We start from the raw sequence: 14,855 nt of genomic DNA on the forward strand, positions 1-14,855 counted from the left end.
GTGGTCCACGGAGTGCCGTCGAAATGCCTCGTCGGCAGCATACGGGGGCTGCCACGATGGCCGGTATGACCACCCCACGTAGCGAACCCTCCGCCACCGCCGACGAACGGACCATGCTCGAAGGCTGGCTCGACTACCACCGCGAGACTCTGGCGATCAAGTGCGCGGGCCTGGACGACGCCCGGTTGAGGACCGCGTCGGTGCCGCCCTCGGAGCTGTCCCTGCTGGGGCTCGTACGGCACATGGCCGAGGTCGAGCGGATCTGGTTCCGCAAGGTGCTGGTGGACGACGACCAGGGGCCGATCTACTTCAGCGAGGAGGACCCGGACGGGGAGTTCCACCTCACCGAGGAGGACACCTGGGAGGAGGCGCACGGCACCTGGCGGACGGAGATCGCGGTCGCCCGGCGCAACGCCGAGGGGTTCGCCCTGGACGACATCAGCAAGGCCGTGCACCGGCGGTCGGGCCGGACACCGAGCCTGCGGTGGATCTACACCCACATGATCGAGGAGTACGCCCGGCACAACGGCCACGCGGACCTGCTCCGGGAGCGGATCGACGGGGCCACGGGGTACTGAGCGGGGCGGGCAGGAACCGGGCGGGGCGGACGGGTGCCGAGCGAGGGCCCGTGGCGTCGTCGACGGTCCCGGGCGTCACCCATGTGGGGGCATCCTCCGCCTGCCCCCTCCCCAAAGCGGCCCGGACACAGCAGAGTTGCGCGCGTGCATCGACCGACCACCACCGCAACGCTCCTGGTCACCGTGGCCGTCTCGGCCCTCACCGGCTGCGTGGCCGCGCAGCCCCCGCCCCCGCCGGAGCCGTCCACCGTCCCGTCCCGGCCGTCCGAGCCGCGCCCGGAGGGCAGCACCCGGACCCAGATCGTGGAGGCCCCGGCGCGGGAGGCCCTGGAGCTGATCGGCCCGCCCCGGGAACCCACACCGAGCGCGCCCACGAAGCCGAGGCCCGCCGTGCCGACGACCTCCACCACCGCGCCCGCCCCCGCGGCCGACGCACCGGCCGCGCCTCCACCGCCGCCCCGCGACGAACGCCGGGAACCCTCCGAGCGCCACGGCCCGCCCCCCACCTCCCGGCCCCATGTCGAGATCCCGCCCCTCCCCAGAACCGTCCCGACACGGCCACCGAGGAACTCCGACGTCTGTGCCCTCGGCCACCGGTACGGCGGCTGGGGCAAGGACACCCCCCAGGCCGCCATCTGCAAGGACGTGTACGGCCGCTGAGGCACCCACCGGGGGCGCGCGCTCCGGCGCTAGGTCCTGTCGCCAAATTCCTGCCGTCGCCCGGAAGGCAACCTCGCGGCGTCGTGGGGGTACCTCCCGGTCGAGAGAAGCCGAGACTGGGGGAGCGTGCATGGCGTCGCGAGGCAGACGGGAATTTGACGACAGGGCCTAGGGCAGGCCTAGGGCCGCTGTCGCGGCGGCCCCGGTGTCTCCCCGGCGGGGCCCTCCTCGTCGAGCCGGGCCTCCAGCCGGGCCAGGGCGGTGCGGGTGCCGTCGCCGTGGCCGTCGTCCTCCAGCGTGGCCAGCGCGACCCGGGCCAGCCGCAGATGGCTGCGGGCCGCGTCGTGGCGGCCCAGCCTCGCGTAGTCGGCGGCGAGGTTGAGGTGGAGCGAGGGGTAGAAGGCGCGCACCGCCAGCTCGTCGTGGTGCCCCGTGGGGTGCCCGACGGAGTGTCCGGTGATGTGCCGCCCCGCCGACCGCCCGGCGGACAGCCCGTCCGACAGCTCGTCGGCCGCCGACAACGCCCGGAGATCCCAGGCCAGTTCACTGCCCGGGTCGTCCTGGGTGTCGGCCATGTAGTGCGCCAGGGTGCAGCGGTGGAGCGGGGCGCCGTCGTCCCCGATCTCCGCCCACAGCTTCCGGAGCCGGTCCCGGGCCTCCTCGCGGTCACCGCCGTGGTGCAGCATGACCGCCTGCCCGATCCGGGTCAGCACGGCGTCCGGTGCCACCTGCTCCTGTCGCTCCACCACCGCGTCCTCCGCACTCGTCGCCCCCTGTCCCGCCCTGTCCCTCCCGACGCTAACGGCAGGCACCGGCAATCCCGGTCAGGCCGCTCCGTACGACCGCGGGGGCGCCCCGGCGGTCGTACGGGCGAGCGGGAAGGTGAGGTCGACGGGCGGTGGCCGGTCAGCCGAGGTCGGGGATCGTCCAGTCGATCGCCTCGTGGCCCTGCCGGGCGACGGCCTCGTTGATCTGCGTGAACGGCTGCGAGCCGAAGAACTTCTTGGCCGACAGCGGCGAGGGGTGCGCGCCCTTCACCACGACATGGCGCTCCTCGTCGATCAGCGGGAGCTTCTTCTGCGCGTAGTTGCCCCACAGCACGAAGACCGCCGGGTCGGGCCGGTCGGCGACCGCGCGGATCACGGCGTCGGTGAACTTCTCCCAGCCCTTGCCCTTGTGCGAGTTGGCCTCACCGGAGCGGACCGTGAGCACCGCGTTGAGCAGCAGCACACCCTGCTGGGCCCACGGCAGCAGATAGCCGTTGTCCGGGATCGGGGTGCCCAGCTCGGCCTGCATCTCCTTGTAGATGTTCCGCAGGGACGGCGGGGTCTTCACCCCGGGCCGTACGGAGAAGCACAGACCGTGGCCCTGGCCCTCGCCGTGGTACGGGTCCTGGCCGAGGACGAGGACCTTCACGCTCTCGTACGGCGTGGCGTCCAGCGCGGCGAACACCTGCTCACGGGGAGGGTAGACGGGACCCTTGGCGCGCTCCTCCTCGACGAACTCGGTGAGTTCCTTGAAGTAGGGCTGCTGAAGCTCGTCCCCCAGGACCCCGCGCCAGGACTCGGGCAGCATGGCGATGTCGGTCACGTCAACTTCCTCCGGTGTGCGCTCACTTCACGGCCGCGGAACGCGCGGCCATGGACGGCCGTGCGAAGCACGACCGCCTTCAGAGCACAGAACCTACAGCCGCCCACTGACAACGGCCCCCGGCACCCGGAATGACCGGTGCTACCAGCTGGTCTTCCAGGAGAGCTGCCACATGATCATCATCGTCGCGGGGTCGATGACGTTCTCCAGGCCGGCGATCTCCTCGTTCGCGGCCGTGTACGCCTTGCCCTGCCAGAGCGGGATCAGCCGGGCGTCGTCCACGAGGATCTGCTGCGCCTCCTCGAACTCCTCGGACACCGCGCCGCGGTCGCTCTCGGCGCGCGACTCGGGGAGCAGCTTGTCCGTGATCTCCGGGCTCTTGTACGGCGTACCGAGCGCGTTCTGCTCGCCCACGAACGGGGCGATGAAGTTGTCGGCGTCGTTGAAGTCGGGGTTCCAGCCACGGCCGAAGACCGGGTACTCGCCCTTCTGGTAGCCCTCGGAGTAGGTCTTCCAGGGGCGGCTCTTCAGCGTGACCTTGAACAGCCCCGACGCCTCCAGTTGGCGCTTCAGCTCCTCGAAGGCCGGCTTGGTCTGGGAGCCGTAGCGGTCCGAGGTGTACCAGAGCGTGAGAGGAACCGTTTCGGTGATGCCCGCCTCGGTGAGGATGGACTTCGCCTTGGTCGCGCTGGGGTTGCCGTAGTCGTCGAAGAAGCCCGTCGTGTGGCCCACCAGACCCCTGGGGATCATGGAGTACAGCGGCTCGACGGTGTCCTTGTAGATGTTGTGGGCGAGCGCGGGCCGGTCGAGGACCTGGGCGACCGCCTTGCGCACGGCGGGGTTCTTGGCCCAGCTGTCCTTGGGGTTGAACACCAGGTAGCTGATCTCGGTGGTGGGGTTCTCCACGATCTGGAGCCCCTCCTCGTCGTGGTTGGCCTGGATGTCCACGATGTCCGCGGCCCCGAGCCCTCGATAGATGACCGAGATGTCCTTGTTCTTGAGGGCGCTGACCATCTTGTCGGACTGCTGGAAGTACTGGATGGTGATGGCGGAGTTCTTGAGGTCCGCGATGCCCTTGTAGTTCTCGTTCTTGACCAGCTCGGCCGTCTTGCCCTCGTCGTAGGAGGCGAGGTCGTAGGGCCCGGAGCCGGTGATCTCGCCGTCCTCGCGGAGCTTGTCCGCGGGGTAGTCCGCGGGGTCCACGATCGACATGGCGGGCGTGGTGAGCACCAGCGGGAAGGTCGCGTCGGGCTGGTTGAGGTGGAAGACGACCTCGCGGTCGCCCTTCGTCTGCACCCGGGAGAGGGTGGTCAGCAGACCCGCGGGGCCGCCGTTGACGTTGATCTTCTTGATCCGGTCGAAGGAGTACTTGACGGCCTTCGCGTCCAGCGTGTGCCCGTTCGAGAACTTCAGGCCCTCGCGCAGGGTGCAGCTGTACACCGTGCTGGAGCTGTCCGTGAAGTCGCAGCTCTCGGCGGCGTCCGGCTCGGGATCGGACGCGCCGGGCGCGTAACCGAGCAGGGGCTGGAAGACGTTGCGCATCAGCTCCCAGGAGTTGTCCCAGGCCGCGGCCGGGTCCAGCGTGCTCGGCGCACTGGTGGTCCCCACGATGATGGGGTCCGCGTCGTCGGAGGCGTCCGAGGAGAACACACCACATCCGGTCACCATGGATATGGACGCGATCACCGCGAGTGGCGGCAAGTATCGGTTCCGGTTGAACACGTGCATGCTCCTCGAAATGCCGTACCAAGAGGGGGCGAACGATACCGCAGGCCCCTGCGACCGCAGGCGCCCGGCTGAAAGTGCCCTTGATCAGTCCGCTTGTGACGGCGTTGTCGAGTCCCGGTGAGGGGTGCGGACGGGCGCCGGAAGGTTCGGTGAAGAGAGAACCGGCGCCCGCCGTACTCTGTCAGCCCACCCCGGCGTTGAGGAAGATGCCGCCGTCGACCACGAGGGTCTGGCCGGTGATCCAGTCGGACTGCTCCGAGGTGAGGAAGGCGGCGGCGCCCCCGATGTCGGAGGGCACTCCGAGCCGGCCGAGCGGGTACGCCGCCGCGGCCTCGGCCTCCCGGCCCTCGTACAGGGCCTTGGCGAACTGGGTCTTCACCACGGCGGGCGCGATCGTGTTGGCCCGCACCCTCGGCGCGTACTCGTGCGCCAGTTGCAGGGTCAGATTGATCATGGCGGCCTTGCTGATGCCGTACGCGCCGATGAACGGCGACGCGGAGACACCGGCGACGGAGGCGATGTTGACGATCGCGCCGCCGTTGTCCTTCTGCCAGGCGTGCCAGGTCTTCTGGGCGAAGCCGAGGGCCGAGATCACATTGGTCTCGAACACCTTGCGGGCCACGTTCAGGTCGAGGTCAGAGATCGGGCCGAACACCGGGTTGGTCCCGGCGTTGTTGACCAGGAAGTCGACGCGGCCGAAGGCCTCCATCGTGCGCTCGACGGCCTGGAGCTGGTGGGCCTCGTCATGGGCCTTGCCCGCGACACCGATGACACGGTCGGCGCCGAGCCGCTCGACGGCCTCCTTGAGCGTGTCCTCGTTGCGGCCCGTGATGCACACCCGGTCGCCGCGTGCGACGAGGGCCTCGGCGATGCCGTGGCCGATGCCCCGGCTGGCGCCGGTGATGAGGGCGACCTTGCCCGAAAGTTCGGGGAGTTCCACCGAAGTCATGTTCCCGATTCCCTAGTTGAGCGGTCCGCCGGCGACGTACAGCACCTGGCCGGAGACGAATCCGGCGTCCTCGCCGGTGAAGTAGGCGATGGCACCGGCGATGTCCTCGGGCCGGCCGACGCGCTGCACGGGGATCTGGGTGGCGGCGGCGGCCTGGAAGTCCTCGAAGCCCATGCCGACGCGGGCGGCGGTGGCGGCCGTCATGTCGGTGACGATGAAGCCGGGCGCGACGGCGTTTGCGGTGACGCCGAACTTGCCGAGTTCGATGGCGAGGGTCTTGGTGAAGCCCTGCAGACCCGCCTTGGCGGCGGAGTAGTTGGCCTGGCCCCGGTTGCCCAGCGCGGACGACGAGGACAGGTTGACGATCCGGCCGAACTTGGCCTCGACCATGTACTTCTGGACGGCCTTCGCCATCAGGAAGGCGCCGCGCAGATGCACGTTCATGACCGTGTCCCAGTCGGAGGCGCTCATCTTGAACAGCAGATTGTCGCGGAGCACGCCCGCGTTGTTCACCAGGATGGTCGGAGCGCCCAGTTCCTCGGCGATCCGGGTGACGGCGGCCTCGACCTGCGCCTCGTCGGAGACGTCGCAGCCGACCGCGAGCGCCCGACCGCCGGCGGCGGTGATCTTCTCCACGGTGTCCTTGCACGCGGCCTCGTCGAGGTCGATCACCGCGACGGCCCGCCCCTCGGCGGCCAGTCGTACGGCGGTCGCGGCGCCGATGCCGCGCGCGCCACCCGTGACCACGGCGACACGCTGCTCAGTGGTGGACATTGCTGGTTCTCCTCGCCCTTGGATGCGGCTCCTGCGGCGCCCCCCAGGTGGTGAGCGACCGCTTAGTACCTTCAGCACACGTGACGCTAGAAGTCCTGGCACCCGGTGTCAACGTTCCACCAGGTGTGATCCCTTACGTCGGCGGGTCACTTCCCCAGGGTCACTTCACCAGCAGGGCGAGCAGCCGCTCGGCCTCCGCCGCCGGATCCGCGGTGAGCCCAGTGTGCACGGGCCCCGCCTGGACGACCGTGGAACGGGGCGCGACAAGCCACCGGAACCGCCGTCCGGCGTCGTCACGGGCGGCCTGCCCGGCCGCCTCTCCCCCGGCGCACACCCCCTCCACGGCGCGCAGCGCGGCGCGCACGCCCGCCGCGTCCGCCCCCGGGTCCAGGGCGAGCAGCTTGGCCTCGTCGAGATGGGTACGGGCCGCCACGAGCGCCCGGGAGCGGCTGTAGACCAGCACGCCCGCGTTGAAGCACTCACCGCGCTCGATCCGGGGCACGACCCGCAGCAGCGCGTACTCGTAGACGTCCTGCCCGGAGGCCCCGGTCCCCAGGAAACGGTCGCTCACTTCTCCCCCTCGCCGCGCTCGATCCCCTCGACGCGTTCGTGGATGTCGGCGGCCCGCGCGAGCAGCGGTTCCGCGTACGCCCGCCGCAGCGCGTCCGGTGTCGCGAAGCCGGGCTCGTCCGTCAGCCAGACGTCAGGGATCTCGGCGGTCACCTCGGCGAGCAGTTCCTCGGTGACCAGGGGCGCGAGGTCGGCGGCGGCAGCGGCGACATCGGGCCCAAAGCGGGCGAGGGCGTGGTCGGCGGCGTCGTACGGCTTGGCGGCGGAGGCGCGGGCGCCGGGCCAGTGGTGGTGCCAGATCATGGTGGCGCCGTGGTCGATCAGCCACAGTTCGCCGTGCCACATCAGCAGGTTCGGATTGCGCCAGGAGCGGTCGACGTTGTTGATCAGCGCGTCGAACCAGACGATCCGTCCGGCCTCCTCGGGGCTCACCTCGAAGGCGAGCGGGTCGAAGCCGAGGGCGCGGGCCAGGAAGTCCATGCCCAGGTTGGTGCCGCCACTGGACTTGATCAGCTCCTGCACCTGTTCGTCGGGTTCACCGAGTCCCAGGACCGGGTCGAGACCCACGGTGACCAGCGCGGGCACCCGCAGTCCGAGCCGCCGGGCCAGCTCACCGCAGACGACCTCCGCGACGAGCGTCTTGCGGCCCTGCCCGGCGCCGGTGAACTTCAGGACGTACGTGCCGCGGTCGTCGGCCTCGACGAGTCCGGGCAGCGAACCGCCTTCCCGCAACGGCGTGATGTACCGGGTCGCGGTGACTTCCTTGAGCATCGCCCCAGGCTACCGGCGGGCCGATCGCCCCCGGAGGCGACCCGTCCGCGGGCGCCGTGAACCGACAGCTTTCAGACAGCTGGTTTTGACGCCGTCGTGATCCCGGACAGGCCAAGATGTGCACCCTGTCTGAACGTTCAAGCACAGGCCCGCCGTATCCATGGGCGAAAGTGCAAAGCCATCTCGGAAGGAACCGACAGCATGACCAGCGAAACGATCAAACCCTCCTCCATTCCGGGCCGTCGCACCGTCATGGCGGCGGCCGGCGTGGCGGGGCTCGCCGTCGCGCTGACCGCCTGCGGGTCGGACGACGACTCCTCGACCTCGGTCTCCTCCGGCGCCGGGGCCGGCGGTGACGCGAGCGCCGAGTCGACCGCCGAGGCGAGCAGCGGAACCACGGGCGGCGACAGCGCGGGCGGCACGGAGATCGCCAAGACCTCGGACATCCCCGAGGGCGGCGGCAAGATCTTCGAGAGCGAGGGCGTGGTCATCACCCAGCCGGAGGCGGGCACCTACAAGGCGTTCTCCTCCGTCTGCACCCACCAGGGCTGTGCGGTGAAGTCGATAGCCGACGGCGTGATCAACTGCCCCTGTCACAACAGCAACTTCTCGATCGCCGACGGCAGCGTGAAGAGCGGCCCGGCGACGAAGGCACTGCCGGCCAAGGAGGTCAGCGTGTCGGGGGAGTCGATCATGCTGGCGTGATCTGATGTGCGGCTGGGGCTGACCAAACGTTTGTTGGATTCGCCAAACGTTAGTTAGGTGTCGGCCTAACGTTTGCTGGGCACCGACCAAACGTTTGCCAGGTGCACCAAACGTTAGTTAGGCACCACCCCCGTCACCCGCCCCTTCCCACCACCCCACCACCTCCCCAGTGGTCGCGACCGTAGCGACCAACGCGAGGGTGTGGCGGATCATCGCGGGGGTGTACTCGGCAGGCACCCCCGCGATGGCGTCCCCGGGCACGACGACCGTGTAGCCGAGGTTCACGGCGTCGAACACGGCGTTCGGGACGGCCACGTTGGCCGAGACACCGGTGACGACCAGCGTGCGGCACCCCAGATTGCGCAGCAGCGCGTCCACGTCGGTGCCCGCCAGCGGCGACAGCCCGTGCAGCCTTCGTACGATCAGGTCCTCGTCCGCGACCTCGATGGGCGGCGCGACCTGTACGGCGGAGGTGCCCGTCAACTGCCGTACGGACAGCCGTTCGGCCGCGCGGAACAGCCGGGCGTTGTGGTTGGCGCCCCGCCCGTCGGGCCGCCGTTCGGCGACGGCGTGCAGGACCTGCACCCCGCGCGCGTGGGCGGCGGCGACCAACCGGGCCACATTGGCGAGCGCCCCGGACGACCGGGCCTCGTGGGCGAGTTCGGGCAGCGCGCCGTCCGGTCCGACGACACCCCGCTGGCACTCGACGGTGAGCAGCACGGCGGTGGCGGGATCGAGCAGTCCGCCCAGCTCCCGCCGCCGCTTCGGGTCACTCGCGTAGGACGGCATGACGGTCCCCCTGTCGTCGGCGATCGGGCGGGCGAGCGTAACGCCCCTTGCGCAGGGACGGAAGTCGGCCGATGCTCTTCTGACGCCACGTCAGCGGAGGGGATTCGGGATGACCGTCACGCAGCGCCGGGGCCGGAGAATCATGATGGAGCCCGCCGAACTGGACGCGTTCCTGGGCGCGCAGCGCACCTGCCGGGTCGCGACGGTCTCGTCCGACGGGGCCCCGCACATCAGTCCGCTCTGGTTCGTCTGGGACGGCACCTCGCTCTGGCTCTACTCGATCACCCGCAGCAAGCGCTGGTCCGCGCTGCGCCGCGATCCGCGCGTCGCGGTCGTGGTCGACGCGGGCGAGGAGTACGGCGAGCTGCGGGGCGTCGAGCTGTCCGGCGCCGTGGAGTTCGTCGGCGAGGCTCCGCGCACGGGCGAGCCGGTCCCCGAACTCGTCGAGGTGGAGCGGCTGTTCGCCCGCAGGAACTTCGGCATCGACGAGATGCCGCACGACGGCAGACACGCCTGGCTCCGGCTGACCCCGGACGCGATCGCGTCCTGGGACTTCCGCAAGCTGGGGTAGCCGCGGCGGGGCTCGTTCCGCTACGGGAGTTCACCCCGCCCCGCACGCGTCCCCCGCCGCCCGCAGCGCCTCCACCGCCGCCCTGATGGACGGCCGCCGGTCGGCGTCCGCGCGCCACACCGCGTAGACGCTGCGATGGACGCGATGGCGCACCGGCACGGTCCGTACCCCGGCCGGCATCGGGTCGCGGCCGAGCCTGGGCGCGATACAGACACCCAACCCGGCGGCGACGAGGGCGAGTTGGGTATGGTGCTCGCCGGCCCGGTGGGCGATCCGGGGTTCGATGCCATGGGCGCGCAGCGTGTAGAGCAGCCATTCGTGGCAGAACTCGCCCTCGGGCCAGGCGACCCAAGGCTCCTCCGCCAGCTCCCGCAGTTCGATCTCGTCGCGCCCGGCGAGCGGGTGGTCCTCCGGCAGCGCCACCTCCACCGGGTCGTCGAGGAGGGCGGCCCTGGCGAGGCCCTCGGGCACGGGCAGTGGCTTGTTGTACCAGTCGAGGACGACGGCCAGATCGGCGTCGCCCCGGATCACGGCGTGGATCGCGAGTTCGGGTTCGAGTTCCCGCGAGCGCACGCGCAGCGCCGGGTGGTCGTCCTGGAGTGCGCGGAAGACGGCGGGAAACAGCCCCCGGACGGCGGTCGGGAAGGCGGCCAGCCGCAGTTCGCCGACGACCTGACCGCGCTGTGCCTCCAGGTCCGAATGCGCCAGTTCGACCTGCGACAGGATGCGTCCGGCGTGGTCGGCCAGCAGCCGCCCGGCGTCGGTCAGGCGCACGCCCCGCCCGTTCTTGGCGAGGAGCCGCTGCCCCACCTCGCGCTCCAGCTTGGCCATCTGCTGCGAGACGGCGGAGGTCGTCACATGCAGCCCCTCGGCGGCCCCGCTGACCGAGCCGTGCCGGGCGAGCGCGTCGAGGGTGCGCAGGCGCTCCAGATTCAACATGTAAGTGATGCTACGAGATTCAGATCAGGAATTCTCGCTTGCGCTACGAGATCTTTCGCCACCATCGTGGTGCCCATGACCACCGCCGCGCCCACCCGGATTCCCGCGCCCACCCCCGACCGCCCACGCCGTGCCACGGTCGACTGGCGGGTGCGGTTCGGCTTCCTCTCGCTCGTCTGGGGCTTCAGCTTCCTCCTGATCAAGGTGGGTACGGAGGCGTACGCGCCCTTCCAGGTCACTTTCGGGCGGCTGCTGTTCGGCACGCTGGTCCTCGCGGCGGCGATGGCGGTGAAGCGGGAGCGGCTGCCGCGCGGCGCCCGCACCTGGGGTCACCTCACGGTGGCGGCGTTCCTCCTCAACGCACTGCCGTTCTCCCTGTTCGCCTACGCGGAGCTGACCATCCCGTCCACGCTGGCGGGTATCTGCAACGCGACCTCGCCGCTGTGGGGCATGGCCCTCTCCCTGGTCGCGCTCTCGGAGGACCGCCCGACACGGGTGCGGGTCGCCGGTCTCGGCCTCGGCTTCCTCGGTGTGCTGACCGTGCTCGGCGCCTGGCAGGGCTTCCACGGCCTCGACGCCACCGGCACCACGCTGGCCCTGCTGGCCTCCCTCAGCTATCCGATCGGCTGGATCTACGTCCGCCGCACCCTGGCCGGCACCACGCACTCCCCGCTCTCCCTCACCGGCACCCAGCTCCTGCTGGCCACCGCCCAACTCGCATTCGTCACCCCGCTGTTCACCACGCTGCCGAGCCGTTTCCCGGTCCTGCCGCTGCTGGCGGTGGTGGCGCTGGGGGCGCTCGGCACGGGTGTCGCGATGCTCGTCCAGTACGGCCTGGTCTCCGAGGTCGGCCCCACGACGGCCCAGATAGTCACCTACTTCATCCCGGTCATCGCCACGGCCGCCGGTGTCGCCCTCCTCGGCGAGTCCCTCACCTGGTCGACACCGGTCGGCGCCGCGATCGTCCTGGCGGGCGCGGCCCTGACCCAGGCCGGATCCCGCGCCTGAGCCGACGCGGGCGGAATCAGGCGTAGCCTCCGCCCGCGCCGGGCCCGACCGCCGAGGCCACCGCGTCCGCGAGCCTCCCGATCTCCTCCTCGGTGAGCGTGGACACCGTGATCCGGATCCCCTGCGGGGCGCTCATCCGGAAGCGCGCGCCGGGCGCGACGGCCCAGCCCGCGTGCAGCAGCCGGGCCACCGCGCCGGTCTCGTCCGGGACCCGGATCCACACGTTCATCCCGCTGACGCCGCGCGCCTCGACCCCGCGCCGCGCGAGCGCGCCGATCAGCACGTCCCTCCGCCGCCCGTACGCCGCCGCCACGGCCGGGGCGTCCACCGCGCCAGCGGACCACAGCCGTACGACGGCCCGCTGCACCAGCCGGCTCACCCAGCCCGGCCCCAGCCGCTGCCGTCCCCGCACCCGGTCGACGGTGACGGCGTCCCCGGTGAGCACCGCGAGCCGCAGATCGGGGCCGTACGCCTTGGCGACCGACCGCACGAACGCCCAGCTGTGGGTGACCCCGGCCAGCGGATGCAGGGGCTGGTCGACGATCCGGTGGCCGTGGTCGTCCTCGATGAGCAGGGTCTCGGGATGGTCCCGCAGCACGGCCCGCAGGGCACACGCGCGTGGAGCGCTCACGGCCGCGCCGGTCGGGTTCTGCGCCCGGTCGGTGACGATGAGCGCCCGCGCCCCGGCCGCCAGTGCCTTGCGTACGTCGTCGGGGAGCGGCCCCTCGTCGTCGACGCCGACCGGGACGACACGCAGCCCGAGCGCCGGGGCGAGGTCGAGCACGCTCCCCCACCCGGGGTCCTCGACGGCGACGGCGTCCCCGGGTTTGAGATGGACGGCCAGGATGCGTTCGATGGCGTCGAGCGATCCGGAGGTGACGGCGACCGGCCCGTCCGGCACCCCGTCGGCGTCCAGCTCGGCCCGCGCGATCCGCGCCAACTCGGGCTCCACGGCCCCCACTCCGTAGAGCACCGGCTCACGGTCGCCCTGCTCGGCGGCGGCGGCGAACACCTCCGCCAGCGGCGGCAGCAACGCGGTGTCGGGGTTGCCGTCGGCGAGGTCGCGCACCCCCTCCGGCACCCCGACCCGGATGTACTCTCGCCCCGTCGTCGCCGGCCGGGGCCGCACCCGGCTCCCCCGCCGCCCGGCGGTCTCGATGACCCCGCGCTCGCGCAGGGTGCGGTAGGCAGCCGCGACGGTGTTCGGATTCACCCCGAGCCGCACCGCCAACTCCCGCATGGGTGGAAGCAGTTGACCGGGCTCCAGCTCGCCCGCACCCACCGCCTGCTCGACACTCGCCGCGATCTCGGCTGCGCGCCGCCCGGTCACCATGTATTCTCCTAGCACAAACAAGATTATGCACTAGCGCAATGGAGCAGGCAATGACGGGGCCCCAGCAGCCGACCACACCGATACGGACGACACACCCACCCGCCGCCTACACCCCCACCGCCCGCACCGTCCCGACCCGGTCCGCGCAGAAGGCCTCGTACGACAGGGAGTTGGTGCACTCGATCCTCGACGAGGGATACGTCTGCCATCTCGGCTTCGTCCGTGACGGCGCCCCGGTGGTGCTGCCCACGCTGTACGGACGGGTCGGCGAGACGCTCTATGTGCACGGTTCGACGGGTTCGCGCCCGCTGCGGATGACGGGCCAGGCCGACCCGGGCCTCCCGGTGTGTCTGACGGTCACGCACGTGGACGCGCTGATCCTGGCCCGCTCCGGCTTCCACCACTCGATCAACTACCGCTCGGTGGTGGTGCACGGCATCGCCCACCAGGTCACCGACCCGGAGGAGCGGCGGATCGCCCTGGACGCGCTGGTCGACCACGTCGTACCGGGACGTTCGCGGGACTCCCGGCCCGCCAACGGCAAGGAGTTCGCGGCCACCGCCGTGATCCGCCTCGACCTGGACGAGGTCTCCGCCAAGACCCGCACCGGCGGCGTCAACGACGAGCCCGAGGACCTCACCCTCCCCCACTGGGCCGGAGTCGTCCCCCTCCGCAAGGGCTACGACACCCCGATCCCGGACCCCGACCTGGCCCCGGGCACCGAACTCCCGGAGTACCTCAGGACGCTGTAGGGCGAGGGGGCTGACGAACCGAAGTGCCGCTTGGGCCGCGCCCCGTAAGGGGCGCGGGGAACTGCGCGAGCGACCACACGCGCCCCTCGGCCCGAAACGCACAGGCCCCCGACGGCGTCACCGCCCCCGCCCCACCGACAGCTCAGGCTCGACCTCTTCACCACCGGACGCCACCCTCGGAGACGCCCCCCTCCGCGGCGCGGCCCGCTGAGCGACGAACGCCCCGGCCAGCACCACCACCCCGCCCACGATCTGCGGCGCCGACAACCGCTCCCCCAGCAACGCCCACGCCAGCATGATCGCGACAACCGCCTCAAGACAGCCCACGACGCCCGCCACCTGCGGGGACAACCGCCGTACGGCCACCACCCCGGTGACGTACGCGAGCACCGTGGCGATCAGCACCACCCACCCGAGCAGCAGCCAGGCCGGTACGGGCGTCCCGTCCATCCGCGCGGTGCCGCCGAGCACCGCCCACTCCATCCCCCACGGCCGGGCCACCACCGTGAGCACCACCGCGCCCACCAGCAGCCCGTAGGCGATGACCCCGAGCGGATTCGGCGCCTCGGCCCCCGCTTCGCTCCCCTGGTCGGACAGCACGAAGTACCCGGCCTGGCAGCAGGCGGCACCGAGCGCGAGCAGCAGCCCCAGCGGGTCGAAGCTCAGGCCCGACCAGATCTCGACGACACAGGCGAGGCCGCCGACCGCGAGCACGACCCCGACGGCGGCGGCCCGCGTCACCGGCCGCCGCTGCGCGAACCGCACCCAGCCGAGGACGAGGGCCGGTCCGAGGTACTCCACGAGAAGGGCGACACCGACGGGGATACGGGAGATCGACGCGAAGTAGAAGGCCTGCACACCGGCCACGGCGAACAGCCCGAACCCGACGAGCAGCGCGGGCCGCCGGAACACCAGATCCCGGTGGCGCACCGCCAGCGGCAGCATCACCAGCGCGGCCCCCACGACCCGTAGCCACACCACGTGCAGCGGGTCGAGCCCCGCCTCTATGAGCGGCTTGCCCGCGGTCCCCGATCCACCGAAGGCGATCGCGGACCCGATCGCGAGCACCAGCCCGACACCGCGCCCGCGGTGCCCCCGACTCCCCTGAGACGTATGCACCGGCACATGATGACAGCCG

The 14,855-nt window shown here is 71.4% G+C and carries 17 protein-coding genes; 6 read left to right on the forward strand and 11 right to left on the reverse strand.

Going from position 1 to position 14,855, the window contains the following annotated elements; all coding sequences use genetic code 11:
• The first annotated feature begins 65 nt into the window (after window positions 1-65).
• Entirely contained in the window at window positions 66-578 is a 513-nt protein-coding gene (locus tag F9278_RS06180; RefSeq protein WP_152167361.1) for a DinB family protein, read from the forward strand.
• A gap of 144 nt (window positions 579-722) precedes the next feature.
• A complete protein-coding gene (locus F9278_RS06185; RefSeq protein WP_152167362.1) occupies window positions 723-1,238 on the forward strand; it encodes a hypothetical protein in 516 nt (171 codons plus the stop codon).
• A 179-nt stretch (window positions 1,239-1,417) separates the two neighbouring features.
• On the opposite strand, the gene F9278_RS06190 is transcribed toward F9278_RS06185, so the two are convergent.
• From F9278_RS06190 to F9278_RS06225, 7 genes are all read right to left on the reverse strand, one after another.
• A complete protein-coding gene (locus F9278_RS06190) occupies window positions 1,418-1,987 on the reverse strand; it encodes a tetratricopeptide repeat protein (RefSeq protein WP_152167363.1) in 570 nt (189 codons plus the stop codon).
• Between the two features lie 157 nt (window positions 1,988-2,144).
• Window positions 2,145-2,828: a uracil-DNA glycosylase gene (locus tag F9278_RS06200; protein WP_152167364.1), complete on the reverse strand. Its 684-nt coding sequence runs from the start codon at window positions 2,826-2,828 to the stop codon at window positions 2,145-2,147.
• 141 nt (window positions 2,829-2,969) lie between these two features.
• Window positions 2,970-4,550 carry an ABC transporter substrate-binding protein gene (locus tag F9278_RS06205; RefSeq protein WP_152167365.1) on the reverse strand — a complete coding sequence of 527 codons (1,581 nt, stop codon included), beginning with the start codon at window positions 4,548-4,550 and terminating at the stop codon, window positions 2,970-2,972.
• A gap of 187 nt (window positions 4,551-4,737) precedes the next feature.
• Entirely contained in the window at window positions 4,738-5,505 is a 768-nt protein-coding gene (locus F9278_RS06210; protein ID WP_152167366.1) for an SDR family oxidoreductase, read from the reverse strand.
• Between the two features lie 12 nt (window positions 5,506-5,517).
• Window positions 5,518-6,279 carry a 3-oxoacyl-ACP reductase FabG gene (gene fabG / locus F9278_RS06215; RefSeq protein ID WP_086801416.1) on the reverse strand — a complete coding sequence of 254 codons (762 nt, stop codon included), beginning with the start codon at window positions 6,277-6,279 and terminating at the stop codon, window positions 5,518-5,520.
• A 160-nt stretch (window positions 6,280-6,439) separates the two neighbouring features.
• Window positions 6,440-6,850, reverse strand: a complete 411-nt coding sequence (locus F9278_RS06220) for a DUF3037 domain-containing protein (RefSeq protein ID WP_152167367.1) — start codon at window positions 6,848-6,850, stop codon at window positions 6,440-6,442.
• On the reverse strand, window positions 6,847-7,620 hold the full coding sequence (locus tag F9278_RS06225) for a HipA family kinase (RefSeq protein ID WP_152167368.1): 774 nt from the start codon (window positions 7,618-7,620) through the stop codon (window positions 6,847-6,849). Before F9278_RS06225 ends, F9278_RS06220 begins: the two co-directional genes overlap by 4 nt.
• Before the next feature lie 201 nt (window positions 7,621-7,821).
• Between F9278_RS06225 and F9278_RS06230 the strand changes: the two genes are divergently transcribed.
• Window positions 7,822-8,325, forward strand: coding sequence for a Rieske (2Fe-2S) protein (locus F9278_RS06230; protein WP_152167369.1), 504 nt, complete (start codon window positions 7,822-7,824; stop codon window positions 8,323-8,325).
• Between the two features lie 117 nt (window positions 8,326-8,442).
• Here the strand turns inward: F9278_RS06230 and F9278_RS06235 are convergent, their stop codons facing one another.
• Window positions 8,443-9,114, reverse strand: coding sequence for a cysteine hydrolase (locus F9278_RS06235; RefSeq protein WP_152167370.1), 672 nt, complete (start codon window positions 9,112-9,114; stop codon window positions 8,443-8,445).
• A 109-nt stretch (window positions 9,115-9,223) separates the two neighbouring features.
• Between F9278_RS06235 and F9278_RS06240 the strand changes: the two genes are divergently transcribed.
• The gene (locus tag F9278_RS06240) at window positions 9,224-9,685 is read left to right on the forward strand and encodes a pyridoxamine 5'-phosphate oxidase family protein (RefSeq protein WP_152167371.1); all 462 of its coding nucleotides are present in this window, start codon (window positions 9,224-9,226) and stop codon (window positions 9,683-9,685) included.
• Between the two features lie 30 nt (window positions 9,686-9,715).
• On the opposite strand, the gene F9278_RS06245 is transcribed toward F9278_RS06240, so the two are convergent.
• Window positions 9,716-10,624, reverse strand: a complete 909-nt coding sequence (locus tag F9278_RS06245) for a LysR family transcriptional regulator (protein WP_152167372.1) — start codon at window positions 10,622-10,624, stop codon at window positions 9,716-9,718.
• 75 nt (window positions 10,625-10,699) lie between these two features.
• On the opposite strand from F9278_RS06245, the gene F9278_RS06250 reads away from it, so the two are divergent.
• Window positions 10,700-11,632: a DMT family transporter gene (locus F9278_RS06250; RefSeq protein ID WP_152167373.1), complete on the forward strand. Its 933-nt coding sequence runs from the start codon at window positions 10,700-10,702 to the stop codon at window positions 11,630-11,632.
• A gap of 16 nt (window positions 11,633-11,648) precedes the next feature.
• Here the strand turns inward: F9278_RS06250 and F9278_RS06255 are convergent, their stop codons facing one another.
• Entirely contained in the window at window positions 11,649-12,980 is a 1,332-nt protein-coding gene (locus F9278_RS06255) for an aminotransferase class I/II-fold pyridoxal phosphate-dependent enzyme (RefSeq protein WP_152167374.1), read from the reverse strand.
• Between the two features lie 35 nt (window positions 12,981-13,015).
• Between F9278_RS06255 and F9278_RS06260 the strand changes: the two genes are divergently transcribed.
• Window positions 13,016-13,717 carry a pyridoxamine 5'-phosphate oxidase family protein gene (locus tag F9278_RS06260; RefSeq protein WP_152167375.1) on the forward strand — a complete coding sequence of 234 codons (702 nt, stop codon included), beginning with the start codon at window positions 13,016-13,018 and terminating at the stop codon, window positions 13,715-13,717.
• A 117-nt stretch (window positions 13,718-13,834) separates the two neighbouring features.
• Here F9278_RS06260 and F9278_RS06265 read toward each other — a convergent pair whose 3' ends face one another.
• The gene (locus F9278_RS06265) at window positions 13,835-14,842 is read right to left on the reverse strand and encodes an EamA family transporter (RefSeq protein WP_152167376.1); all 1,008 of its coding nucleotides are present in this window, start codon (window positions 14,840-14,842) and stop codon (window positions 13,835-13,837) included.
• Window positions 14,843-14,855 lie beyond the last annotated feature (13 nt).

Source organism: Streptomyces phaeolivaceus (assembly GCF_009184865.1).
GTDB classification, from domain to species: Bacteria; Actinomycetota; Actinomycetes; order Streptomycetales; family Streptomycetaceae; genus Streptomyces; species Streptomyces phaeolivaceus.